The organism is Lactobacillus sp. HMSC08B12, from assembly GCF_001808415.1.
Classification (GTDB): Bacteria; Bacillota; Bacilli; order Lactobacillales; family Lactobacillaceae; genus Lactobacillus; species Lactobacillus delbrueckii.
This window is the reverse complement of record NZ_KV793172.1, coordinates 1-21,349: the sequence shown is the minus strand read 5'-3', so window position 1 is coordinate 21,349 and position 21,349 is coordinate 1. Positions and strand designations below refer to the sequence as shown.

Below are 21,349 nucleotides of genomic sequence, written 5' to 3'. Positions count from 1 at the left end.
TTTTTTCACTTCAAAAATCATCTTGTCCATATTGATGTTTAGCGCTTTCATCCAAATTATATTGTTCACGTGACTGGTTTTTAGTGTTATCTTTCACCTTTTTGTGTTACTATTATCAATGTAAGAGCAAGAATAACGGAGGGACAATTAATGACTAAAATTTTTGCTTACGCAATTCGTGAAGATGAAAAGCCATTCTTGAAGGAATGGGAAGACGCTCACAAGGACGTCGAAGTTGAATACACTGACAAGCTTTTGACCCCAGAAACTGCTGCTTTGGCAAAGGGTGCTGACGGTGTTGTTGTTTACCAACAACTTGACTACACCGCTGAAACTCTGCAAGCTTTGGCAGACAACGGCATCACTAAGATGAGCCTGCGTAACGTTGGTGTTGACAACATCGACATGGCTAAGGCTAAGGAACTTGGCTTCCAAATCACCAACGTTCCAGTTTACTCACCAAACGCCATCGCAGAACATGCTGCTATCCAAGCTGCCCGCATCCTGCGTCAAGACAAGGCTATGGACGAAAAGGTTGCCCGTCACGACTTGCGTTGGGCACCAACTATCGGCCGTGAAGTTCGCGACCAAGTTGTTGGTGTTGTAGGTACTGGCCACATCGGTCAAGTCTTCATGCAAATCATGGAAGGCTTCGGCGCTAAGGTTATCGCTTACGACATCTTCCGCAACCCAGAATTGGAAAAGAAGGGCTACTACGTAGACTCACTTGACGACCTGTACAAGCAAGCTGACGTTATTTCCCTGCACGTTCCTGACGTTCCAGCTAACGTTCACATGATCAACGACAAGTCAATCGCTAAAATGAAGCAAGACGTAGTTATCGTTAACGTATCACGTGGTCCATTGGTTGACACTGACGCGGTTATCCGTGGTTTGGACTCAGGCAAGATCTTCGGTTACGCAATGGACGTTTACGAAGGTGAAGTTGGCGTCTTCAACGAAGACTGGGAAGGCAAGGAATTCCCAGACGCACGTTTAGCTGACTTGATCGCTCGTCCAAACGTTCTGGTAACTCCACACACTGCTTTCTACACTACTCACGCTGTTCGCAACATGGTAGTTAAGGCCTTCGACAACAACCTTGAATTGGTTGAAGGCAAGGAAGCTGAAACTCCAGTTAAGGTTGGCTAATCTAGCCGCTTAGAAATCCCTTTTTTAAAACTTACAGATTTTCTTACAACAATCTACTTAAAAATTACTTACATTACTTTACAAACACATACTTTTAAACTTATCCATTAAAAGCTAAAACGAAAACCCGCGGGGCCTTCTCACCCGCGGGTTTTTGTTTGCTTATTTTTGGAGTAGAATATACTGAAAGTAACTGTAAAAGAAAAAGTGTTGGATGCTTGCTCTCAAAGTCATCCAACACTTTTTAATTTGCTAGCTTATTTTTTTGGACGCCGCCGCGGCCGGGCGGGCTTGCTCTTGACATCAGCCACGCCCTCCAAAAGGTTGGCGTAGCGGGCCATGACGAACAGATAGTCTGACAGGCGGTTCAGGTACTTGAGGCTGTCGCTCTTGACCTCCCCGCTTTCGTCCGCGTACAGCACGCAGACCCGCTCGCTGGTCCGGGCCAGTGCCCGGGCATACTGGAGGTTGGCGCTGGTCTTTGACCCGCCTGGCAGGATGAATTCCTTCATTTCCGGCAATTCTTCCGTCCAGGCATCGATTTGCTCTTCCATGTAAGTCACTTCAGCCAAGGTAATCGTATGATGCCGCTTGACCACCAGGTCAGCCTGCAATTCATACATTTCCCGCTCCAGCTTGATCAGCTTTTCTTCCAGGCCCTGGCAGGCTGGAGAAAGGTTGGCCACCGTAACCCCCAGCCAGGACTGCAGCTCATCGAGAGCTCCCAGTGTCTGGATCTGCGGGTCGTATTTGGCGACCATCTTGCCGGTCACCTGCTTGGTTTTCCCCTGGTCACCGACTTTAGTGTAGACTTTAAGCATTTTGCTTCCACCCTACTTTCTTTTTAAACCGGTCCAGGCCCAAAACTAATGGCAGATAAAGGATAGGATAAAAGGCCAGGTTGCCGGCAGCATGATACAAGTCAAAGGTCAGGCCACTGACCCAGTAGGCAATGAAGGCTGCCCAGCCGCCCCAGCCAGCCATGCCCAGGCTGACGAAGAAGCCGTATTCCAGGCCCAGAAAGCCGGCCAAGAGCTCCTGCAGCCAGAAGAATTTCCGGCTTTTCAGCGGCAAAAGCCTGGCAAATAACGCCACGGTCAAAGCGCAGGCCGCGTAGGCAAAGATCTGCGGCAAGGTCCAAATGCCAAACCCCAGGAAGATATTGGAGATCACCATGACCAAAATGGCCAGGAGAATCCCCGTCCCTGCCCCCAGTTCCAGCGTCGTCAACATAATGATGTCGGTCACCGGCTGGACATTGGGGATATCGATGATTTTAAAGATCCGCAAAACCACGCACATTGCAGTCAGCAAGGCCAGCAGGGTCAGCCTTTGCAGCTGGTTGCGTTCCTTGGTCTGCATTTTAGTATTTCTTCAAAGTGAAGACAACCTTGGACTTGTTCTTAGTCAGCTTTTGCTTGTCAGCTGCCACCTTGACCATCTTGCCGTCAACGGTGTAAGTCCAGTAGAGCTTCTTCTTTTCATTGCCCAGGCCTTTGATCTTGGTAATGAAGACACCATTTGAAGACTTAGTATAGTTGACTTTCCAGGCCTTCTTCAAAACAGTGAAGACAGTCGTCCCCTTCTTGACCTTGAAAGTCTTCTTAGCCAGGGTTTGCTTATTCTTGGCCTTGGTCGTGTCCTTCAAAGTGTAGGTCACGCTGATTTGCTTAGCCTTGGCCTTCTTAGTAGTCTTCTTAGCCGTTTTAGTGGTTTTGGCTGCTTGAATACTTTGCTTTTGGACTGGCTGGCTGGCAAAAAGGCCCACGAAGGCTGCCAAGGCAACTACGACTGCTAAAATCTTCTTTTTCATCTTTTGTTTCTCCCGTTTTTTATTTTAGTTTTTTTCTTATGTCTTTTATCGCTATTTTGCCTGCCTTACTTAATTGGGCAGGCGCCGCCTTCACAGTCGGTCTGGTCGACCAGTTCCAGGTCCTTGACGTCGCTGTTCAGCTGGCTGAAGACTTCTTCCACGTTGCCGGTAATTTCCTGGCTGCGCTTTTCGTAAGTCTCCTTATCGATCGGTTCCTTTGGCGCTTGCTGCAGGGAACCGCCAAAGTATGGCAGAAGCGAGGTTGACTTGGTGATAAATCGGTACTGGCGGAGCAAGGATTCAACCTGGTCACCTTCGGAATCCTGGAAAGTAATCGTGCAGGAAACCGCGTTGTCCGACCAATAAGTCTGCAAGAAGGCCTGGGTGGCAAACTGTTCCGCGATTGAAACCGTGCCAGCTGAGGCAAAGTTAGGGTTGTCCGCCCCTACCGCCTTGATCGGGAATTCCACGCAGGTCGTGTTTTCCGTGTAGATGTCGGCTTCCGTCCGGTAGCCGCAGGCCTTCAAGGCTGGCAAAAGCGGGTCAGAATCCTGGAAACGGATCCGCTGGATCAAGTAAGCCCCGTAGTGGAAGTGCATGCCTTCACTGGCACCGGCCAACTTGGCCACCGTGCCTGATGGCTTGACCGTGGTGTGCTTGATTGATTCATTGCAGCCCAAAGTCTTACTGTAGGCCTGGTCAGCCTTAACCACGGCCTTGTAAAGCTGGTCAACCATCTTAATGGCCCGCTTGTCGTAGACTGGCACCTTGATAGCTTCATGGGTTTCCGGGTCAAAGTCATCCTTGAAGCCGGTAACCACCCGATTGCCCAGTCTGGTCAAAAGCCAGTCCTGGATCCCGGACATGGAGATCCCGATCCGGCGGTTCTTTTGAATTATTTCCCGGGAAATTTCCCAGTCATAAGGACTGAAGGTTACCCGCTTGGTGTAGCGGGCCGCTAAGGCAAAAACTTCCTGCAAATCCCAGCCCTGTTCTTCCGCGATCAGCGGGAAGACTTCAAAGAGGTTGCAAGGTTCCCCGTTGGCCAGGGAGATCTCCCCGCAAGGGTTGGTCCCTTCCACGTCCCCGTCAATTCCAGCCTGGTAGCCATCAACAATCCGGCCATAGTTCTTGGACAGGTCCAGGTTCACGATCCCTGGCTCCCCGTTTTCCCGGATCCCGGCAGCGATCGGCTGGTAGCCGCTGAAGGCTGAATCAACCGCCACGCTGTTGTTGGATGCCCAGCGGTGGTGCATCAGCTTCTCTTGGTCCTGCTTCATGGAAATGAAGTCCTGGTCATCATTTGAGCCCAGGGCCAGTTCCGCTGAACGGCGGACATTGCCGGCCACGACTGCCTTGCCGATCAAGTTGCAGATGTCGGCAACATCGACAGCCGTAAGGCGGCCACCAGCCTTATTATTCAAGACTTCGTTAACGTCCAGCAGCATGGAAATCAAGGGCATTGGGCCGGAAGCCGTGCCGCCGAAGCCATGGATTTCTGCCCCGTAAGGACGGATGTCGGACAAGTCCAGGATCAGCTTTTGCTTACGGTCTGGGTTGGTCTGGGCAAAGTGGAGGTCAATCAAGAGGGCATTGGCCAAAACCCAGCCCTCCCGGGTATCCGGCAGGCGGTAGTAGATGCTGTCAGCATCTTGAACTAATTCATTCTTGCCGACGGCCCCGACCTTGACGGAAGCGTCGTAGGATTCACTGGTCTCATCGACCACCAGCTGCAGGTCGATAGCAAAGTCGACCCGGGGAATCTGGCTGATGTTGGATCTGGTAACTGAGAAGCCAACCCCGCCCCCCTTCATCAGTTCGTCAAAGAGGAAGGAGAAAGGCATGGAAACGGCCTTTTCCTGCTTGCCAAGGTAGCTGGGCACGATCTTGCTGTCCCCATACTTTTGCGGACGGATGGCCACAAACCAGCAATTGTTCAAGGAATCCCCGGTCCGTCTCTGGTAGTCAGTCCCGGAAATCCACAAGTTCCGGCCAGATGGCGTCGCGCCCAGGCCGTAGATCAGCTTGTAGAGCCGCTCTGCTTCTTCAGTCAAGCTCTGCTTCAGTTCCAGACTTGGGGAGTCTTGAAGGCGGGGATCCAGGTTGATGTTGCCTTCAACCACCCGCTTGACGGTTTCATCCCAGTTTTCACTCCGTCCCTTTTCCGGCAGCCAGCGGGCGTAGGTCCGCTTGTAGGTGACCCAGCCCAGCTTGCCCCAGTGAGGTTTTACACTCGCTTTCACCCGGTCGATAAATTCCACCGAGAGAGATATTTCTTCACTCATCTTCTCAGGTCCTTTCTGCTTGTCTCATTATTTTTTAAGCACTCCATATATTAGCACTCTTCCTGTGAAACACAAGATGTAGTGTTGTGTAACTAGGCGAACACGAGAAACTGTATGTCGGCTCAATTCAAGCCCCGTAAGCCTTCACCCGCTGTCAAATTTTTTTGAAAAAATTTTTAGCAATTTTCGTTCGGCTTTTCCGGATATATACAAAAAGACTATATAACCACCAATTCGTTTTTCGGCATATTATATAGTCTTTCTTATAAAAATTTTTACTTCTTTTTGCTTTTGTCTTTAAAATTCGGCTTGGTCCGGATCCAGGACTGGCTGGCCGATCCCTTGCAGGCCATCCAGCTTGGCCATGTCATCTGCAGTAAGCGCAAAGTCAAAGACCTCAGCGTTGGCCTTGATGTAGTCCGGGTGAACTGACTTCGGTAGTGGTAAAAAGTTATGCTGCAGGGACCAGCGGATCAAAACCTGGGCGCTGGACTTGCCGTACTTGGCCCCAACTGCCTTGATGGTCTCATTGCCCAAAAGACCGCCCGTGCCCAAAGGACTGTAAGCCTCGCTCAAAAGGCCGTATTCCTTGTTAGCGGCCGTTACTTCCGCTTGCAAGTCATTTGGGTTAAGGCAGATCTGGTTGACCACAGGCTTGATTTCTGCCGTTTTTAAGAGGGCTTCCAGGTGGTGGCGGCGGAAGTTGGAGACCCCGATTGCCCGGATCTTGCCAGCTTGAACGGCTTCTTCCATGGCCCGCCAGGCTTCCGCGTTGCCTTCTGCCCAGTGGTCCCGGATGGCAACTGGATTTGGCCAGTGAATCAAGTACAGGTCCAGGTAGTCCGTGTCCAGCTTGAGCAGGCTGTCGTCAATAGCCGTCTTGGCCCCTTCATAGCTGTGGGACCCGTTCCAAAGCTTGCTGGTCACGAACAAGTCGCTCCGCTTGACACCGCTGCGCTTGATGGCCCGGCCCACGCTGGCTTCATTGCCATAAGCTGCGGCCGTGTCGATGTGCCGGTAGCCGGCATTCAAGGCTGTCTCAGCTGCTTCTTGGGCTACGTCGCCGTCTGGCGTCTGCCAGGTCCCGAAACCGATTACCGGGATCTTGACCCCATTGGCTAATTCGTAAGTATCTTCCAAACCGTGCAAAGTCATTTTTTGCCTCCTGTCATTTTCCTTACTTTTTGTAATTAGGCTCATTATAACAAAAATCCTCCCGCCCGGGAGGATTTTCTTACGCTAAAATTCTTTTGACTTGTCAGAATCGTTTTAATTATTCCAAGCTGGCCAGGCTGTCCTTCAGCTTCTTAGCGGAAGCTTCCAGCTTGGCTTGTTCGTCAGCTGGCAAGTCCAGAACTGGCACTTCTTCTACCCCATGCTTGCCAACGATTGACGGGTAGCCGATGTAGGTCCCCAGAGATTCAACGTAGCAGCTGGTCGGGCCGTAGAACTTGGCGTCAGAGAAGACGGCTCTGGCCAAACGGACCGCGCAGGTAGCGACAGCGTAGCAGGTGTAGCCCTTGCCCTTGCCGACCATGAAGGCATTGTCCTTGCTCAAGCGGTCCATTTCTTCTTTCTCTGCTTCATTGAAGAGGTCCTTGGCTGGCCGGTTGTTGACCCAAACAGTTGACCAGGCCGTGAACTGGCTGGACCCGTGCTCGCCCAGGTTGAAGCCGGACACGTTTCTCGGGTCCTGGCCCAGCTTTTCCCCGACAACCCGCTGCATTCTGGAAGTGTCCAGGAAGGTCCCGGTCCCGAAGACCTGGCTCTTTGGCAGGCCTGTCACCTTTTGCAAGATGGAGGTTACCACGTCACAAGGGTTGGAGATGTTGATGATGACGCCCTTGAAGCCGCTGTCCTTGATCTTCTGGCCAACTTCAACCGCATTCTTGGTGTTGATCGGGAATTCCGCGAACCGGTCACCTGTCGTGATTGAGGCCGCCACGTCACCAAAAGCGGTGATGATCAAGTCAGCGTCCGCCAGCTCTTTCCAGTCGCCCCACTTGACATTGACGTAGAAGTCGTTTCTGCCCAGGGTGTCGCGCAAGTCGCCCCATTCAGCCCGGCACTTGGTCTCATTCTTGTCCAACAAGACCAATTCGTCCGCTACCCCGTGGGTAAAAAGAATAAAGGCCGCCGTGGCCCCAACGTGGCCCATGCCGATCACTGCTACTTTTCTCATTAAAGATTCCTCCTTATTTTTTAATATGTCATCAATCGTTTTCTCATAATAAACAATAAAACAATTTTGTCCAAAGTGCAAGCCTTACTTAATTAAAAAAGTTTCAAGCCGGTTAAAAATTCAGAAAACAAGGCAAAAGTAACAAGAAAGAAAAAAGGACTGCCGCTTAAAGCGAAAGTCCTTCTGCTTAATCTTTAAAACTGAATTCCAGCGGATCCTGGTCGGCACTTAAACTAGCCGGGCTCGGTTCGTTCCGCTTCAAATTACCTAAAGGATAGAACCCCCGGCTGTAGTTCTTGTCACTGGCAAAAATCAAGACCTTGTCGCTGTCCGGGTCATAGCCGATTTCACCAACCGTGGCATGAGTCAATTCCTGCCCCTTAGGGGTCGGCAGCTTAACTGTCTGCTTGCTGATCAGCACGCTGTCCTTCTTGCTGGCCGTAAAATCCAGGTCAACCTTCTTGCTCTCCCACTGCTTGAGCAGGCTGACAGAAGTCGGCGTCTTGGGCAGGATGCCAGTAATCTTGCTCTTCTTGCCGGACAATTCCACCTTCATGTTCTTGAAGTGGTGGTTGTCGGTTGACTTGACTGCCTTCCGGTACTCTGAAGTATCGAAGGCGTCTGAACTGCTTTCTGCTTTCTGGCCACCGCTCGAGACGGCCATAATCACCGTGCCGGCAAAAATGACCAGGATCAAGCTGATGACCCCTTTTTCTAATCTCTTCATATACACATACGCCTCATACACTAAAAATTAACTAAAACTTCTTTGTTTCTTCAACCTCTAACTTCTAATTGTAACCGAATCACAGCTTAATTTCCAATAAAATTGGACAATGATCCGCTCTTTCTCCAGTCTCGATCATTTCCGACTTCTCCACCTGGTCAGCCAGGCGGTTGGAAACCAGCCAGTAGTCGATTCTCCAGCCGGAATTATTGGCCTTGGCCGTCCGCACCCGCTGGGCCCACCAGGAGTAGACGCCCTCCACCTGGCCGTGGATCTGGCGGAAGGTATCCGTGAAGCCCGCCGCCAAAAGCTGGCCAAAGCCCGCTCTTTCTTCATCCGTAAAGCCGGCGGAATGGTGGTTGTTTTCCGGGTGCTTCAAGTCGATTTCCTGGTAGGCGGCGTTGAAGTCCCCGCTGGCCAGGACTGGCTTCTTCTTGTCCAATTCTTCCAGGTAGGCCCGGTAGCACTTGTCCCATTCCTGCCGGTCACCCAAGCGGACCAGACCGTTGCCGGCATTTGGCGTGTAGACCTGGGTCACGTAAAAGTCCGGGAATTCCAGAGTCAAAATCCGCCCTTCAAAGTCCATCGGCTCCGGGGCCCCGATTTCCGGCCGGGTCACTACTGGATCCAGGCCCTTCTTATACAAAAACATCGTGCCCGCGTAACCCTTCCGGGCTGGCTCCATGCTGGACCGCCAAACGAAATCGTATTCCGGAAAAAGGTCAGCCAGAGCCGCCTGATGCTTTTTGCTTGGCCCGCTGGCCGGCAGCTTGGTTTCCTGCAGGGCCAGGACATCTGGATCCAGGTCATGCAAGTTTTTCAAGACCCCCCGGGTCATTTCCGCCCGCGGGGAAGTCCCCGTCAAGGCCGCGTTCAATGAGTCAATGTTCCAAGAAATCAGTCGCATTTTATCTTCACTTTCTGTTTTTCTTTACTCTCTGTCGTTTTTACTCTTTGCTTTTTTCTAGATCGCCAAAATTTCCAGGGGATAGTCGACCGTGTAGTCAGCCTTTTCCTTCTTCAGGCTGGCCGGGTCAAAGGCGCCCCAAGTGCAGGCACAGGTCGCGCAGATGTGGCGCGATTCGCAGATCGTGCCGTCGAAATCAAAAAAGTAATTTTCCATTTTCCCCAAATCCTTCTTAATAGTCTCTTTGCTTTAAGTATAGCGGAAACTAACGCAGAGCGGTCGGGGCGAAGTCTTTTTTCAAGATCCGCTGGAACTGGGCATAGTTGTCCACCTCAAAGAGGGGGTGGACTGGCAGGGTCTTCTGCCGGTGGCGGTGGTTGAACCAGATGCTGGCAAAGCCGTAGTTTTCCGCTCCCATGATGTCAGAGGACAGGCCATCGCCGAAGAAGACGGTTTGGTTGGGGCCGTAGCCGTTTCTGGCGAAAAAGTAGTCAAAAATTTCCGCGTTTGGCTTCTGCACCCCGGCTTCCTGGCTGGTCACAACCAGGTCAAAGTAGTGTCTTATCCCGGCTAATTCCAGCCGGTGCTCCTGGCCAAATTGCTCCCCGTTGCTCAAAACCGCCAGGCTGTAGCCCAGTCTTTTAGCATAGCGGAGGGTGTCCTTGACCCCGGGCAGGAGCTTGTGGCCGGTGTGGAAGTAGCTGTGGAATTCGTCAGCCGTCTCCATCCCGTCGACTTCGACCCCGCAGTATTTTTTGATAATGTCCGGGAACATGATCGCGTAGAGCTGGTTCAAGGTCAGCTCACCCTTTTCTAGCCGCCGCCAGAGCCCCTGGTTGTAGGCGTGGAATTCTTTTTCAAATTCGTCACTGATCTCCCAGCCATGGGATTTGAAGAGCTGAACCAGGGAGTCGTGGACCGTTGCTTCAGTGTCGAGCAAGGTGTCGTCAACGTCCAGGATAATTTGCTGATAGCGCATGTGGCCTCCTTATTTTCCGTTACATTGCTTGTTTCTATTAGGCGTATTAAGTTTCCATTATAGACAAAAAGCTAAAACAGTGCAAAAAATTACTTTCAGTTTATCTTACCCCCATTTTCTTCTTTTCCACATCTTGGGCCTTACTCCGGCAAGCAACTACGATATATTGTGGATAACTCCTGTGGAAGTTGTGCATATCTAGTAGCATCCCCGGCGCTTAGCCACTAGACCTGCTTTTCCCCATATTTTTGCATCTTTTTACCTAACCTTTATCTTTGCTACTTTTCCCTCCAGCAATCGCTATACATGTACTTGATAAAATACCTTATTGACAAAAAGCCCCAGAAAAACTATATTAATCAAGTAAGCAATAGTTTTGCTGGATTGGAGGAGAAAAATGTCCAGAAAAAATACTTTTCAGCTCTGTCTTTTGGCCTTATCCACGGCCTTGATCATTGTCGGCAGCCAGTTGGCGGTCCCCTTGCCGGGCGGGGTCCCTTTTACCCTGCAGACCCTGGTAATCCCCCTAATCGCGGCTGCCTTTGGCTGGCAGCTGGGAACCGGCGCCGTCGCCCTCTACCTGCTCTTAGGGGCCGCCGGTCTCCCCGTCTTCAGCGGCGCCAGTGGCGGCATCGCCGTCCTTTTCGGGCCTAACGGAGGCTTTCTCTGGGCTTTCTTGCCCCTGGCCCTGATCACGGGCCTGGCTAAAGGAAAGCGGCTGTATTTGACACTGACGGCCGGGATTGCCCTCTTTTTGCAGCTGCTAATGGGTGCGGCCTGGCTAGCCTGGATCAGTCATTTGCCTTTTACAGCCGCGGCTAACGCTGCTATCTGGCCTTTTTTGCCAACAAGCTTAGCCAAACTGGCCCTGGTCATTGCCCTAGCCCCGCGCCTGCGAGAGATTTTTACCACTTACGCCGGCAAGGTCAGCCGCGGCTACCAAAAATAAGCTGGAAGAAAGCAGGTACAGATAAAAGAAAAGGCGAAGCCCTTCTTAGAGTTTCGCCTTTTACTTTGTTCAATTTTGCCTTGTTTTGGCCTTACTGCTGGTAAATCGTAAGCAATTGCTGGGCCAGGTCGGGCTGCTTGAGCTCGATCTGGGGCACCAGTTCCATGGCGTCGATCTTCCCGCTGTGGATCCGGGAGATGTTTTCCGGAGTCAAGCCTTCCGTCTCGATGATTTCCAAAGTGGTCGGCAGCTTGTGGTACTTGTACATTTTTCCCCGCAAAGCCTCCTGCCGGGTTCCGTCCAGCATCCGTCTGAGCAAGTCCCGCAGTTCATCTTCCTGCTCGTCCGTTACAGTGAAGCCGATCAGGCGCAGGGAACGGGGCACGGCGTTTATGGTCTCTTCCACCGTCTTGCCGTAGCTGACCGAGTGCAGCTGGGTCAGCGCCTCAAAGAAGGCTTCTTCCAGCCGGTCGTCGCTGAGGCCTGGATTGCTGTCTTTCAGATACTGGCGGTACTCTTCCGTCGCCGTGGTCCGTTCATAATACCATTCGTTTTCCCGGCGCAAAAATTCATCCTTCTCCGGCACGTAATAGAGGCGGTTGTGCTGGAGCTTTTTGATCCGCTTGAAATCTTGCGGCAGGTCCATCAAGACCCAGTCGCCGTAAAGGTAGAATTCCTCATCCTCATCTTCGCACCGCTCTTCCACCAGCAGTTCCCTTTCACCGGCCACATTGTAGTCCTGGTCGCTCTGGTCCAACATGGTGAATTCCCAGAAGTCGTCCTCGTCAATGTTGAGCAATGGGTTCTGGTGGCTGAAAATATGGTACGCGTGTCTCAGCGGAATAATACCGTACATGTTGATCATGGCGTAAAGATAGCGCCGGATCAACAACTTGTTTTCTTTACTAATCATCTGTCTCACCTACCATTTTCGATAGATCTTTCCCTACTTCTCCCTACAAGCTATTATAGACCAGCAGGGCAAAAATCAGTACATCGGCCGGCCAAATTCTTCCAGGCTGACCTGGCCGTTATCATCGACATTCAAGACCGTCATCTCGTTGTGCTTAGGCAAGTCGGTTCTGAGGTGCTTGCCACCGTAGATGCAGGCCAGGCAATGGATGACGCAGGCATGGCCAACCAAAAGGATCCGCTCTGACTCATCATGGTTGACCAGGTAGTCGATCCCCCGCTTCAGGCGGCTTTCAAACTCGCTCCCGCTTTCAGCATCCCCCTCCGGGTCAGCCGCGTGGAATAAGTCCCCGATTTCCTGCCAAGTGTAGCCGTCCTTGACCGCGTCGACCAGGCGGGGGTACTTGGTGGACTTGAAGGCTGCCGCTACTCCTTCCGTATCATGGAAGGCCTCGTAGTAGCCAAAAAATAGCTCCCGCAAGTCAGCGGTCTGGGTCATCTCGGTTGACTCCCAGTTGTCATTTTCCGAAACGATGATCTTCCGGGTGTCAGCCGCCCGCTTCAAGTCGCTGGAGGCCACCAAGTCAAAATGCTGGTCCTTCAAGGCCTTCCCCATCCGGTGGGCACCCTCGATCCCTTCTTCAGTCAAAGGAGCGTCAGACCAGCCCTGCAGGCGCTGGTACTTGTTCAAATAGGTCCGGCCATGGCGAACCACATAGATCTTCTTCATTGTTTACCCTTCCTTGGGCAGCTGCTTCATCATTTCCGCTGCCAGCAATTGATAACCGCGCGGGCCAAAATGAAGGCCGTCGTCAAGTTCTCCCCGGCACAGGGCTTTCAGGTTTCCCTCCTTCAGCATGGCCGTGAAAAAGTCGGCATAGGCAACCTGGTATTCAGCCGCGACTTCCTCCATTACTTTAGTATACTTTGCCAGTTTTGCGTTGGTCCGCCCCCGCTGCTTAGCTTCATCCACCGCCGGCCCGGAGACCAGGACGGTTTTGGTCCCCGGATAAAAGCAGACCAGGGCGGAGACAATAGCCTGGAGGTTCTTCCGGTACTGGTCTAGTGGCACTTGCTTATGGCTGGCCGCGTCATTGACTCCGACCATTAAGAAAAGCTGGTCAGCCCGGGGCCGCTTTAAGGCCAGGTCTCCTAACAGGGCTAAAAGGGCGCCGGAATTGATGCCAGACACCGCCGTATTGTCGATTTCCAGGTCAGGCTTTTTCTCTTTCAAGGTCCAGTTGATTCTAGGCTGATCCAGCCCTTCCTTGCGGGCAAAGATGCTGTCACCAAGTAATAAAATTCGCATTTTTACCTTTCTATGCCAGGAAAGCATCAAGTCTGCCATCGACAAGGCGAGGGAGGCCCTCCAGTACACCGGTGATGACTTAACTCAACTGTATCACGTTTTTGACGAAAGCGTCCGGGAAAAGTACGTCAATCGCGACTATGTCCTGACTCACTTCCAGGAGGCCCTGGATAAGCTCTGGATCAAGCCTTACTACCAGATGGAGACGAGAAGACGAGAAGTAAAAAATCAGCACCCGGACCGGGTGCTGATTTTTTACATGCTAAATTTCTACTCCAATCATCAGCCCGCCCGCTTCAGCGTAGAAGCTGCATAGGGCGCGGCAGGTGCCCAGGTCAACCCTGGCCTCTGGACGCTTTTTCCTGATCAAGTCGTGGAGCTCAGCCGCGCTGTCGAAGTTGTCAGCGTGGTCGATCTTGACCCGGCCGCCCCTGTAGCCCTTCTCTTCCAAAGTTCTCAGCAGGGCTGCCAAGGTCTTCTTCTCCCCTCTGGCCTTGCCCAGGGGCTTGATTTCGCCTTCCTCTGCCCAGCCATAGACCCAGATTTTCAAAAGTCCGGCGATCTTGGCCACCGCCGGGCTGACCCGGCCATTGTTGGCCAGATTGGTCATCGACTTTAAGGCAAAAAAGATGCGGACATGGTTTTCCAGGTAGTCGCTCACTGCTTCCACCAGGTCCGGGAACTGCATCCCCTTTTCCTTCAGTTCCGCGATCTTCTCCGCCGCCAAAAACTGGGCCGGACCCGCGCTTTTACTGTCAAAAACGTGAATCAAGGCATCCGGGTATTCTTCCTGGTAAATCTTTGCCGCCTGCACGGCTGAATTGTAGCTGCCGGACAAGACCGATGAGATGGTCACGACATAGATCTCGCTGCCCCCGGCGTAAGCGTCCAGCCAGGCTGAAATACTGGGGCAGGATGAAGACGCCGCGATCCCGTCCTTGGCTCTTTGATTGAATTCCGCCTGGTCAAAGCTGGCGTCGTCCAGCCAGGTCTTATCCCCTTGAATCAGGCTCAAGGCCGCTACTTCCAACTGGCAGCTCCCCAAGTTGCCCGCTGTCATGTTAGCTCCGGAATCAGTTACTATCTTAATTGGCATATTTCATAATCCTCGTCATCGGTTTCTTAAAAACTCTTGCTTAAGTCTATAGCAGGAAAGTCCTCGTGTCAAGTTTTTTGAAAACCGCTAAGCTGCTTTGCTATAATGTGGATGATCGAATTTTGTTTTGTCTTTATTTTTTGTATCAGCTGACAGGAGGTTTTTATGGAAAAAATTGCCCGTTCCCTGGCCGGCCTGCACCTGCCCCGTTACCAGGAACTGCCCCAGATGGGCCTGTACCTGGAGCAGACCGCGACTTATATCAATGAGGCCCTGGCCCCCTTGGAAAACGTCCACCTGACCAGTTCCATGGTCAGCAACTATGTCAAGCATGACCTGATCGCCTCACCTAAAAAGAAGCTCTACAGCCGCCAGCAGATCGCTGAGCTGGCCTTTATCGCCGTGTCCAAAAACGTCCTCTCCCTGGCTGACCTGTGCGAGGCCCTGAAGCTGCAACGGTCCAGCTACGACACTGAGACGGCCTACAACTACATGGTTGATGAACTGGAAAACGTTCTGGCCTACGTCTTCGGCTTTAAAGGCGAGCTGACCGACGTCGGCCACGAGCATGGCGAATACAAAACCATGCTCCGCAACGTCATCATGACCGTCAGCTACAAGGTCTACCTGGACAAGTACTTTGCCCAGTTTACCGGCCAAGAAGAAGAGTAAAAAAGTAGAAAAAGACTAGCCGTACATAGCTAGTCTTACCTTGATTCGTCTCTTTTAGTTACCTATTCCACTATGAAAATAACGGCTGTAATTTGCAAAAACACTTCAAATGTTGCTTTTTTTCGTCATTTTGTTAGAATAAGGGTAGCTATAGAGTGTCTCAAGCTAATAGCTATGCCCGCTGTGAGTTACGCCAATAACTCAGAGCTTTTTATTTGCGTTGATTGTTCGCCGTTTACTGTCGCCAAACAGTAACGGCTTTTTTTGTTTGGACTGAGTTCGCCTATCTTGTGGTTAGTGTCATTTGACTTATCCACAGTTCCGGTTAACTCATACTTACTATACCATAATATGAAACCAGCAACAATACCAACATAATAAGGAAAGCACGGCTAAAATGATTGATAAGTCATTCCCTGTGACGGATTATCTGTCACGTTTAGCTTGTGTTAACTATGATGACTAACTATATAAAGTGTCATTAAATGATTTGCAACTAGCAATCACTAGCAACCTCCATTTCCCTCTTTCGTTCATAACCGTTCACAGGCGTTCATAGGTGTTTCGATGCTGACACGGCCATTTATTTACACTTAAACTAGATCCTGTGGTTAGTTGTCCTTTAGAGTGCATCCCCTCACTGTTTCTAATTCCGATAACTCTAATTTAATGAATTAGAGTGATTATATGCTGACCTATCATATACTGAGCAATCATATAAAGCCCGCCCGGGGGATTGCGAAAATGTCTGGTTTTGTCCGGTTCGAAAAACGAATTTAAAGCGTGCTATAGCCTGTCGCCCGCTCCCCTTGCTGGGGGCTCTGAGATAAAGCCACAGACTTGTATGGCACCATGCAGAACTTATTAGGCATTTGGTGGAATAAACAAGCGGCTAGAGAATATGCGGCCAAACACCCCGAAGAACAGAACACTGACAATGAGCGTTCTTGGAATTAAACGGGCGCCGAAAGTGCAGACGGCAGTGCCTTGCTGAATACCTTGCAGCAAATTGTCGGTGCGGTTTCAGATTAAAAAGCCGCAAGTGAGCCGCGATCTTTAGTTCCGCAAATGCGCATTAATGAGTTCCGGTAAGTGATTGCCAAAACAATCGCCCTTACCGGAATTTTTTTGCTATTAAGCGGATTCTTTTGCAAAAAATCTTTCTGCCTCTAAGCATTGTCCGTGGCTAATTTGTATGCCATCTGTTATGCTTAACTTCTTCATTGTTAGTAGACAGTGTATAAGGAGGTCGATGTTTTGAAGAATCCATATGATTTTGATGTCTTGTACTTAGGTAGTGGGCATGGCGCGTTTGACGGGGCCGGCCCATTGGCAGCTTCGGGAAAAAAAGTTGCGGTGGTTGAAGGTGACATGATCGGCGGCACCTGCCCGAATTATGGGTGTAACGCGAAAATCACGCTTGATACGCCGGTGGTTTTGCAGCGGTTGGCAGAACGGATGCAGGGTGTTGTGTCTGGCAATATCAAGATCAACTGGTCGGCATTAGTGGCCCATAAACAAGCCGTGATTAAGCCGTTACCGAATGCTATCGGTACGGGATTAACCCAAAACGGCGTGACGATCATCCATGGCTATGGAAAATTTCAGGACGCTCACACGGTTGTTGTGGGTGAAAAGACTTATACCGCTGACAAAATTGTCATTGCGACCGGCCAGCGCCCGCATCGCATCGATGTTCCAGGGACCGATTTAGCCCATGACAGTCGGGCCTTCATGGACTTGGACGTCTTGCCGAAGCGAATCGGTATTTTGGGATCTGGCTATATCAGTATGGAATTTGCGACGATTGCCAATGCGGCAGGCGCCGATGTCCATGTGTTGATGCATCATGATCGTGCTTTGCGGGAATTCCACCAGCCGTTTGTCGAAGATGTGATGGCCGACATGACGAAACGGGGCATTCAATTCACGCCGAACGCGGCGGTGACGGCGCTTGAGAAGACCACTGATGGCATTGTGATTCATTATGGTGACAAGGAACAGTTAGTTGTCGATTGGGTGCTGGACGCAACCGGCCGAATCCCGAATGTTGAGCAACTGGGATTAGAAAACATCGGTGTCAAGTTTAACCAGCACGGGATTCTTGTGGACGACTATCTGCGAACCAATGTGGCCAATATTTATGCATCGGGCGATGTTTTAGACAAGCTACAACCCAAATTGACGCCAACAGCCACGTTTGAGTCCTATTACCTTTACAAGTTACTGAGCGGCCAAACAACTGCGCCGATTGATTATCCAGCGATTCCGTCAACGGTTTACACCTCGCCAAGAATTGCCAAAGTAGGTGTGGCACCGGAAGCGGTCAAGGATGATACTAACAAAGTCGTGCACAACCACATTCCGGATGACTGGTATCATCAAACCGATCAGGAAACGGTGGGTGATAGCCTTTTGGTGTTCGATCAGGAACATCATCTTGTCGGCGCCACGGAGTACAGTGCTCAGGCCGAAGATGCGATCAACACGTTATTGCCGGCGATTGTCTACCATCTGAGTCGCGATCAGATGTGGCAAATGGCGCACATTTTCCCGGCTGAGGGTGCAGCGGCATGGCATAAGATTCGGTAATTTCGAAATAAAGCCACAGGGGGCTGCTTGCTTGGCTTTAGTGCAAAAGAAAAAGGTTGACCATTACTGGTCAGCCTCTTTTTATGTCGTTACCTTTGTTACTTAGTTCCGCCGTGCCTGTGCCCTCACTAGCGGGGATGGGTCAGTAACTAATCGGTCAAGGTCTTGCGGTCTAGCGGCCTTTGCTACCCAGATTCTAGCGTTTTCGTCCGGGTCAGTAACAAGGCGGTCAAGCGTTGCATTGTCTCGGTCAAGCGCCGCATCGATTGCCCTTAATTCTTTTTCTGGCAAATCACTCTTAACCATTGTTACTTTACTACGCTTTCTATAAACCGTATTTCTTCATGTTGTTAATATACAGGTCACGAAAGAGCTCGCTATCCGTAACGTCCCGATCTGTTACCCACAGCTTGTCTAAATATTCTTGAAAGAGTTCGGTTGTGGTCTTGCCCGTGATCGCTTTGTACGCCTCAAGCTTAGCACGTGTTTCCTTACTGATTACCATGTTTATATGCTCGCTTTTGACCTCAGCGGGCTTTTTCCTTTTTGCCCGGGGTCTTACCACCTTAACCGCCTGTGGCTTTTCCTCGGCCATTTCGGCCGCCTGTGCGGTCTTTTGCATTACGTCCTGAGCATCTACCTTAATCTTGTTAGCCATTCTTTAAATCCTCTTCAATCTCGTTTAATAGTGCTTTTGCATCCTCGGTTACCTTTGCCCCTTTGGCAGCATACTCAAACAGGCTCTGTTTGGCGTTTTGCGCCTCTCTCACGGCCGTTGCATCCCTTAGGGTAGATCGATAAACCTTAGTATAAAATTGCTCTGCTACCTCATTTAAAGCCTCTGTGATCGCCTTGCTTAGGTTAGTGCGGGGGTTATATCTGTTTAGCACAATGCCACAGATTGAAAGGCGGGGATTAGAGCGCCGCTGTATTGCCTTGACACGCTGGGCAAGGGTTGCCATGCCTTTAAAGCTGTAAATGTCCGCCTGCACGGGGATGATGAGCTTATCCGCCGCCGTCAATGCATTGCTGACAATGACGTTTAAGCTTGGCGGGGTGTCAATGACTATCAAATCATAATCATCTTTGACCGCCTCTAGCTTGTCAGACAAGATAAACTGAGCATCTAGCACGCCCGCTAGCTCTACCTCGACACGCTCTAAAGTGAGGGATGCCGGGACTAGATCAAGATTCAAGTATCCACTAACGGGTGTAGCCACAGCCGGGACTTGCACGCTCTCGCTGGTCAATAACTCATAGCTCGTTTTGCTGGGATCGTAATCGCTGACCAAACTATAAGATGCATCCCCTTGCTGGTCAAGATCCACTAGTAGCACCCTCTCGCCTCTTAGAGCCTCGCCTGTCGCTAGTAACAGGGCAAGGGTAGTTTTACCCGCCCCGCCTTTTTGAGTGGTTACAGTTACTATTTTTGCCATTTTAGACACCTTATATAAAGACTAATCAAATATTGCCTTGCTAATATCGGCCGTTGCTGAGTTGCCCAGCTTGCCAATCTGGTGCAAGTAAATGTTTGTCGTGTCGCCGCTCGCATGTCTGAGCATTAGTTGGGTATCTCTTTGGCTGTGCCCCAGCTCTAAGGACAAGATCCCGGCTGTGTGTCTCGTGCTGTGTGCCGTCCATTTTGGGTCATTAAACCCGGCTTTGATAAATCTAGTCTTACAGATCTTGCTAATGGATCGGGTACTGAGGGTCTGACCCTTTGAACGGTTGCTAGTGCTTGTAAAAAGCGGCTCTGTGCATGCTGGGATATCCTTTGCATCGATGCCACGGGTGGTTAAATAGTCGGTCAAGACAGTGTAAACGTGATCCGGCAACGGTACATAGTCGCTCGCATCGGCCTTCCCCTTGCCTTGCACTAAAAGCACCCGGGATGCCCCTAAAATGGTTATATCCTTGACCTTAGCCCGGGATGCCTCAATCGTCCGTAAGCCACAGGTAAAGAGCAAAACTAACAGCGCATAATCCCGCTTCCCGGCCTGTGTGGTCTGGTCGATCTGGTCTAGTATCTCTTTGACCTGAGCCGCCTCAAAATAGCTTTTAGGGCTCTTACGGTTGACCTTGCCCGACTTGACGTACTGGGCAATGTTGGGATATTTGCCGATGCTCTCAAGCCATTTAAACCATTGCTTGATCGCTACCATGTAAAGGTGCACTGTATTAGGTTTATGGTCAGATCCTCTTTATAGCGTCTAACAGTGTTCGTTGTCGGTTGCTGGGCGTCCGGTTGGTCTTTAAGCCACAGCTTAAAGCGCTTGATACAGCTTTTATAGGTCTTAGCCGTGTTCGGCATGTCTTCAAGATACAGTAAAAAGCTATCAAGGGTTGCCCCGTCTAAGGTTTGGGCAAACGTGATGTCATTGGTCATTTTTGCACCCCTCTTAACTATGATTACTAATCATATAATCATATATTGACTCTTTACAGCTATTATAGCACCTTTTCCGCCTATGTGTTTATGGAATTAGAACTTTTTTCAATTAGTTCGGGATCTGCTCCCCCTGATTTTCAAATTTCTATCCCACACGAATAAAACCGTGGGCACTGCCCAAACCCGCAAGCTGTGTCAGCTTGACCCCATAAATGAGCGGGAGCTCCCGCTCAAACTCACCCCGCACTCGCCGTGAGGCAGACAAAAAAAGCAGGTGTGCTTTTCTTTACATGCGCAAAAGTGTCTTGGCCTAGTGAGTCCATCAACTCCTTAAAGCCGTTCTACGTCGATTTACCGTTGACGGACAGTAAAATTATACGGTTAACAGCTAAAATGGCTTAGAGAGCAAATTAGGGGCATTTAAAGCCAATAAAGTCCAGTCGCCAACTCTTTCGGACTTTATTGGCTTTGAAGATTCCAACTGACGCAAGTCAGTTTTGTTTGAGCAAAGCGAAATCTGATACAGGTTTTAATGGGTTTAGCACAGCGTAATCTTTGATGACGTATAAGTGCGCCTCTGACATTTTCTTCGGTTTTGTGTTATAATAACCATATCAAAAGGAGATCAATCTAATGAAATATACGAAAACTAAAGCAGTATTAAATCAACTCGTTGCCGATTTGAGCCAGATGTCAATGATTATCCATCAGACGCATTGGTACATGCGTGGACCCAACTTTTTGAAGTTGCACCCCTTGATGGATAAGTTCATGGAAGAAATTGATAGCCAACTCGATGTCATTTCTGAACGGCTGATTGCGCTTGATGGCAATCCTTACTCGACCTTAAAAGAAATGGCCGAAAACACTAAGATTCAAGACTGGCCTGGTGAATGGGACAAAACAACCCCAGAACGCCTCGCACACTTAGTTGATGGCTATCGTTACTTGGAAGACCTTTACCAATACGGCATTGAAGTATCCGATGTTGAAAAAGACTTCAGTACCCAAGATATTTTCATTGGTCTCAAAACCGCAATTGAGAAGAAAATCTGGATGATTCAGGCAGAGCTTGGGTCGGCGCCGGAAATTGATGAATAAAATAATATTAAAAAATCGGTAGGCTTATGGGTAGGCTTATGGTAGATTGTAAAATTAATCCGAACGCCCATTTGAATATTGGACAGCCCTAGTTCACAAAAGGTTTCGATTTTAATTCGTTCGGAATAGGTTATACTAGACAAAAGATCAGCTCCTAAAAGATGGGTTTGTGGTAAACACCATTTTAAAGGAAGCTGATCTTTTTTGTCCGAGTACAGAACGATAAAAAAATTTCGTCGATTGTAAAATCAAATTGAACACTGTTCCGATCCAGTAAGAAAAAT

Annotated in this window: 24 protein-coding genes and 1 pseudogene; 6 read left to right on the top strand and 19 right to left on the bottom strand. The window is 50.2% G+C overall.

Features of this window, described 5'->3' with window-relative positions:
* Positions 1–150: 150 nt before the first annotated feature.
* Complete coding sequence (locus HMPREF3168_RS06025; protein WP_070489100.1) at positions 151–1,152, top strand: D-2-hydroxyacid dehydrogenase; 1,002 nt, start codon at positions 151–153, stop codon at positions 1,150–1,152.
* A 257-nt stretch (positions 1,153–1,409) separates the two neighbouring features.
* Here HMPREF3168_RS06025 and HMPREF3168_RS06020 read toward each other — a convergent pair whose 3' ends face one another.
* The 10 genes from HMPREF3168_RS06020 to HMPREF3168_RS05975 all read right to left on the bottom strand — a co-directional run bounded on the left by HMPREF3168_RS06020 (position 1,410) and on the right by HMPREF3168_RS05975 (position 10,045).
* Complete coding sequence (locus HMPREF3168_RS06020) at positions 1,410–1,973, bottom strand: cob(I)yrinic acid a,c-diamide adenosyltransferase (protein ID WP_002879589.1); 564 nt, start codon at positions 1,971–1,973, stop codon at positions 1,410–1,412.
* Positions 1,966–2,514, bottom strand: coding sequence for an ECF transporter S component (locus HMPREF3168_RS06015; protein WP_003612403.1), 549 nt, complete (start codon positions 2,512–2,514; stop codon positions 1,966–1,968). The genes HMPREF3168_RS06020 and HMPREF3168_RS06015 overlap by 8 nt, the downstream gene beginning before the upstream one ends.
* A 1-nt stretch (position 2,515) precedes the next feature.
* A complete protein-coding gene (locus tag HMPREF3168_RS06010; RefSeq protein ID WP_003612479.1) occupies positions 2,516–2,965 on the bottom strand; it encodes a DUF4430 domain-containing protein in 450 nt (149 codons plus the stop codon).
* A gap of 65 nt (positions 2,966–3,030) precedes the next feature.
* A complete protein-coding gene (gene nrdJ / locus HMPREF3168_RS06005) occupies positions 3,031–5,250 on the bottom strand; it encodes a ribonucleoside-triphosphate reductase, adenosylcobalamin-dependent (protein WP_070489097.1) in 2,220 nt (739 codons plus the stop codon).
* A 297-nt stretch (positions 5,251–5,547) separates the two neighbouring features.
* Positions 5,548–6,405 carry an aldo/keto reductase gene (locus HMPREF3168_RS06000; protein ID WP_070489094.1) on the bottom strand — a complete coding sequence of 286 codons (858 nt, stop codon included), beginning with the start codon at positions 6,403–6,405 and terminating at the stop codon, positions 5,548–5,550.
* A gap of 118 nt (positions 6,406–6,523) precedes the next feature.
* A complete protein-coding gene (locus HMPREF3168_RS05995) occupies positions 6,524–7,432 on the bottom strand; it encodes an L-lactate dehydrogenase (protein WP_002879651.1) in 909 nt (302 codons plus the stop codon).
* Between the two features lie 187 nt (positions 7,433–7,619).
* The gene (locus HMPREF3168_RS05990) at positions 7,620–8,159 is read right to left on the bottom strand and encodes a cyclophilin-like fold protein (protein WP_070489091.1); all 540 of its coding nucleotides are present in this window, start codon (positions 8,157–8,159) and stop codon (positions 7,620–7,622) included.
* Between the two features lie 79 nt (positions 8,160–8,238).
* Complete coding sequence (locus HMPREF3168_RS05985; RefSeq protein WP_025895623.1) at positions 8,239–9,066, bottom strand: exodeoxyribonuclease III; 828 nt, start codon at positions 9,064–9,066, stop codon at positions 8,239–8,241.
* 57 nt (positions 9,067–9,123) lie between these two features.
* Complete coding sequence (locus HMPREF3168_RS05980) at positions 9,124–9,282, bottom strand: haloacid dehalogenase (protein WP_070489088.1); 159 nt, start codon at positions 9,280–9,282, stop codon at positions 9,124–9,126.
* 49 nt (positions 9,283–9,331) lie between these two features.
* The gene (locus tag HMPREF3168_RS05975) at positions 9,332–10,045 is read right to left on the bottom strand and encodes a YjjG family noncanonical pyrimidine nucleotidase (RefSeq protein ID WP_070489084.1); all 714 of its coding nucleotides are present in this window, start codon (positions 10,043–10,045) and stop codon (positions 9,332–9,334) included.
* A 397-nt stretch (positions 10,046–10,442) separates the two neighbouring features.
* Between HMPREF3168_RS05975 and HMPREF3168_RS05970 the strand changes: the two genes are divergently transcribed.
* Entirely contained in the window at positions 10,443–10,994 is a 552-nt protein-coding gene (locus HMPREF3168_RS05970; protein WP_070489081.1) for a biotin transporter BioY, read from the top strand.
* A gap of 91 nt (positions 10,995–11,085) precedes the next feature.
* Here HMPREF3168_RS05970 and HMPREF3168_RS05965 read toward each other — a convergent pair whose 3' ends face one another.
* The 3 genes from HMPREF3168_RS05965 to HMPREF3168_RS05955 all read right to left on the bottom strand — a co-directional run bounded on the left by HMPREF3168_RS05965 (position 11,086) and on the right by HMPREF3168_RS05955 (position 13,215).
* Complete coding sequence (locus HMPREF3168_RS05965) at positions 11,086–11,907, bottom strand: hypothetical protein (RefSeq protein ID WP_070489078.1); 822 nt, start codon at positions 11,905–11,907, stop codon at positions 11,086–11,088.
* Positions 11,908–11,982: 75 nt separating this feature from the next.
* Positions 11,983–12,636, bottom strand: a complete 654-nt coding sequence (locus tag HMPREF3168_RS05960; RefSeq protein WP_003616319.1) for a histidine phosphatase family protein — start codon at positions 12,634–12,636, stop codon at positions 11,983–11,985.
* A gap of 3 nt (positions 12,637–12,639) precedes the next feature.
* Entirely contained in the window at positions 12,640–13,215 is a 576-nt protein-coding gene (locus tag HMPREF3168_RS05955) for an SGNH/GDSL hydrolase family protein (protein WP_070489139.1), read from the bottom strand.
* Here HMPREF3168_RS05955 and HMPREF3168_RS09860 point away from each other — a divergent pair.
* Positions 13,187–13,531, top strand: a complete 345-nt coding sequence (locus HMPREF3168_RS09860) for a hypothetical protein (protein WP_083289596.1) — start codon at positions 13,187–13,189, stop codon at positions 13,529–13,531. The two genes, HMPREF3168_RS05955 and HMPREF3168_RS09860, sit on opposite strands and share 29 nt — an antisense overlap.
* Here HMPREF3168_RS09860 and HMPREF3168_RS05950 read toward each other — a convergent pair.
* Positions 13,478–14,311 (bottom strand): DegV family protein, encoded by an 834-nt coding sequence (locus HMPREF3168_RS05950; protein WP_003614450.1) that lies wholly within the window; start codon positions 14,309–14,311, stop codon positions 13,478–13,480. The genes HMPREF3168_RS09860 and HMPREF3168_RS05950 overlap by 54 nt on opposite strands.
* Positions 14,312–14,476: 165 nt before the next feature.
* Between HMPREF3168_RS05950 and HMPREF3168_RS05945 the strand changes: the two genes are divergently transcribed.
* Both HMPREF3168_RS05945 and HMPREF3168_RS05940 read left to right on the top strand, forming a co-directional pair.
* On the top strand, positions 14,477–14,983 hold the full coding sequence (locus HMPREF3168_RS05945) for a DUF1836 domain-containing protein (RefSeq protein WP_003616324.1): 507 nt from the start codon (positions 14,477–14,479) through the stop codon (positions 14,981–14,983).
* Positions 14,984–16,240: 1,257 nt separating this feature from the next.
* Positions 16,241–17,575 (top strand): dihydrolipoyl dehydrogenase family protein, encoded by a 1,335-nt coding sequence (locus HMPREF3168_RS05940; protein ID WP_003616326.1) that lies wholly within the window; start codon positions 16,241–16,243, stop codon positions 17,573–17,575.
* A 325-nt stretch (positions 17,576–17,900) separates the two neighbouring features.
* Here the strand turns inward: HMPREF3168_RS05940 and HMPREF3168_RS05930 are convergent, their stop codons facing one another.
* Genes HMPREF3168_RS05930 through HMPREF3168_RS09845 form a run of 4 tightly spaced genes read right to left on the bottom strand, consistent with a single transcriptional unit; the run spans position 17,901 to position 19,961 of the window.
* Complete coding sequence (locus tag HMPREF3168_RS05930) at positions 17,901–18,233, bottom strand: hypothetical protein (protein WP_003616329.1); 333 nt, start codon at positions 18,231–18,233, stop codon at positions 17,901–17,903.
* A complete protein-coding gene (locus tag HMPREF3168_RS05925; RefSeq protein WP_070489071.1) occupies positions 18,226–19,011 on the bottom strand; it encodes a ParA family protein in 786 nt (261 codons plus the stop codon). The genes HMPREF3168_RS05930 and HMPREF3168_RS05925 overlap by 8 nt, the downstream gene beginning before the upstream one ends.
* A gap of 21 nt (positions 19,012–19,032) precedes the next feature.
* Complete coding sequence (locus HMPREF3168_RS05920) at positions 19,033–19,737, bottom strand: tyrosine-type recombinase/integrase (RefSeq protein ID WP_080730894.1); 705 nt, start codon at positions 19,735–19,737, stop codon at positions 19,033–19,035.
* Entirely contained in the window at positions 19,731–19,961 is a 231-nt protein-coding gene (locus HMPREF3168_RS09845; protein ID WP_083289595.1) for a hypothetical protein, read from the bottom strand. The genes HMPREF3168_RS05920 and HMPREF3168_RS09845 overlap by 7 nt, the downstream gene beginning before the upstream one ends.
* A gap of 636 nt (positions 19,962–20,597) precedes the next feature.
* Between HMPREF3168_RS09845 and HMPREF3168_RS05915 the strand changes: the two genes are divergently transcribed.
* Positions 20,598–21,065, top strand: a complete 468-nt coding sequence (locus HMPREF3168_RS05915; protein WP_003616334.1) for a Dps family protein — start codon at positions 20,598–20,600, stop codon at positions 21,063–21,065.
* 53 nt (positions 21,066–21,118) lie between these two features.
* On the opposite strand, the pseudogene HMPREF3168_RS10165 reads toward HMPREF3168_RS05915, so the two are convergent.
* Positions 21,119–21,208: pseudogene (locus HMPREF3168_RS10165) on the bottom strand (IS30 family transposase); the annotation flags it as partial.
* Positions 21,209–21,349 lie beyond the last annotated feature (141 nt).

What these genes read in the sequence shown, in the direction of transcription:
- HMPREF3168_RS06025 (WP_070489100.1), top strand. Translation starts at nt 151, where the DNA reads ATGACTAAAATTTTTGCTTACGCAATTCGTGAAGATGAAAAGCCATTC.
- HMPREF3168_RS06020 (WP_002879589.1), bottom strand. Translation starts at nt 1,973, where the DNA reads ATGCTTAAAGTCTACACTAAAGTCGGTGACCAGGGGAAAACCAAGCAG.
- HMPREF3168_RS06015 (WP_003612403.1), bottom strand. Translation starts at nt 2,514, where the DNA reads ATGCAGACCAAGGAACGCAACCAGCTGCAAAGGCTGACCCTGCTGGCC.
- HMPREF3168_RS06010 (WP_003612479.1), bottom strand. Translation starts at nt 2,965, where the DNA reads ATGAAAAAGAAGATTTTAGCAGTCGTAGTTGCCTTGGCAGCCTTCGTG.
- nrdJ (WP_070489097.1), bottom strand. Translation starts at nt 5,250, where the DNA reads ATGAGTGAAGAAATATCTCTCTCGGTGGAATTTATCGACCGGGTGAAA.
- HMPREF3168_RS06000 (WP_070489094.1), bottom strand. Translation starts at nt 6,405, where the DNA reads ATGACTTTGCACGGTTTGGAAGATACTTACGAATTAGCCAATGGGGTC.
- HMPREF3168_RS05995 (WP_002879651.1), bottom strand. Translation starts at nt 7,432, where the DNA reads ATGAGAAAAGTAGCAGTGATCGGCATGGGCCACGTTGGGGCCACGGCG.
- HMPREF3168_RS05990 (WP_070489091.1), bottom strand. Translation starts at nt 8,159, where the DNA reads ATGAAGAGATTAGAAAAAGGGGTCATCAGCTTGATCCTGGTCATTTTT.
- HMPREF3168_RS05985 (WP_025895623.1), bottom strand. Translation starts at nt 9,066, where the DNA reads ATGCGACTGATTTCTTGGAACATTGACTCATTGAACGCGGCCTTGACG.
- HMPREF3168_RS05980 (WP_070489088.1), bottom strand. Translation starts at nt 9,282, where the DNA reads ATGGAAAATTACTTTTTTGATTTCGACGGCACGATCTGCGAATCGCGC.
- HMPREF3168_RS05975 (WP_070489084.1), bottom strand. Translation starts at nt 10,045, where the DNA reads ATGCGCTATCAGCAAATTATCCTGGACGTTGACGACACCTTGCTCGAC.
- HMPREF3168_RS05970 (WP_070489081.1), top strand. Translation starts at nt 10,443, where the DNA reads ATGTCCAGAAAAAATACTTTTCAGCTCTGTCTTTTGGCCTTATCCACG.
- HMPREF3168_RS05965 (WP_070489078.1), bottom strand. Translation starts at nt 11,907, where the DNA reads ATGATTAGTAAAGAAAACAAGTTGTTGATCCGGCGCTATCTTTACGCC.
- HMPREF3168_RS05960 (WP_003616319.1), bottom strand. Translation starts at nt 12,636, where the DNA reads ATGAAGAAGATCTATGTGGTTCGCCATGGCCGGACCTATTTGAACAAG.
- HMPREF3168_RS09860 (WP_083289596.1), top strand. Translation starts at nt 13,187, where the DNA reads ATGCTGTCACCAAGTAATAAAATTCGCATTTTTACCTTTCTATGCCAG.
- HMPREF3168_RS05955 (WP_070489139.1), bottom strand. Translation starts at nt 13,215, where the DNA reads ATGCGAATTTTATTACTTGGTGACAGCATCTTTGCCCGCAAGGAAGGG.
- HMPREF3168_RS05950 (WP_003614450.1), bottom strand. Translation starts at nt 14,311, where the DNA reads ATGCCAATTAAGATAGTAACTGATTCCGGAGCTAACATGACAGCGGGC.
- HMPREF3168_RS05945 (WP_003616324.1), top strand. Translation starts at nt 14,477, where the DNA reads ATGGAAAAAATTGCCCGTTCCCTGGCCGGCCTGCACCTGCCCCGTTAC.
- HMPREF3168_RS05930 (WP_003616329.1), bottom strand. Translation starts at nt 18,233, where the DNA reads ATGGCTAACAAGATTAAGGTAGATGCTCAGGACGTAATGCAAAAGACC.
- HMPREF3168_RS05925 (WP_070489071.1), bottom strand. Translation starts at nt 19,011, where the DNA reads ATGGCAAAAATAGTAACTGTAACCACTCAAAAAGGCGGGGCGGGTAAA.
- HMPREF3168_RS05920 (WP_080730894.1), bottom strand. Translation starts at nt 19,737, where the DNA reads ATGGTAGCGATCAAGCAATGGTTTAAATGGCTTGAGAGCATCGGCAAA.
- HMPREF3168_RS09845 (WP_083289595.1), bottom strand. Translation starts at nt 19,961, where the DNA reads ATGACCAATGACATCACGTTTGCCCAAACCTTAGACGGGGCAACCCTT.
- HMPREF3168_RS05915 (WP_003616334.1), top strand. Translation starts at nt 20,598, where the DNA reads ATGAAATATACGAAAACTAAAGCAGTATTAAATCAACTCGTTGCCGAT.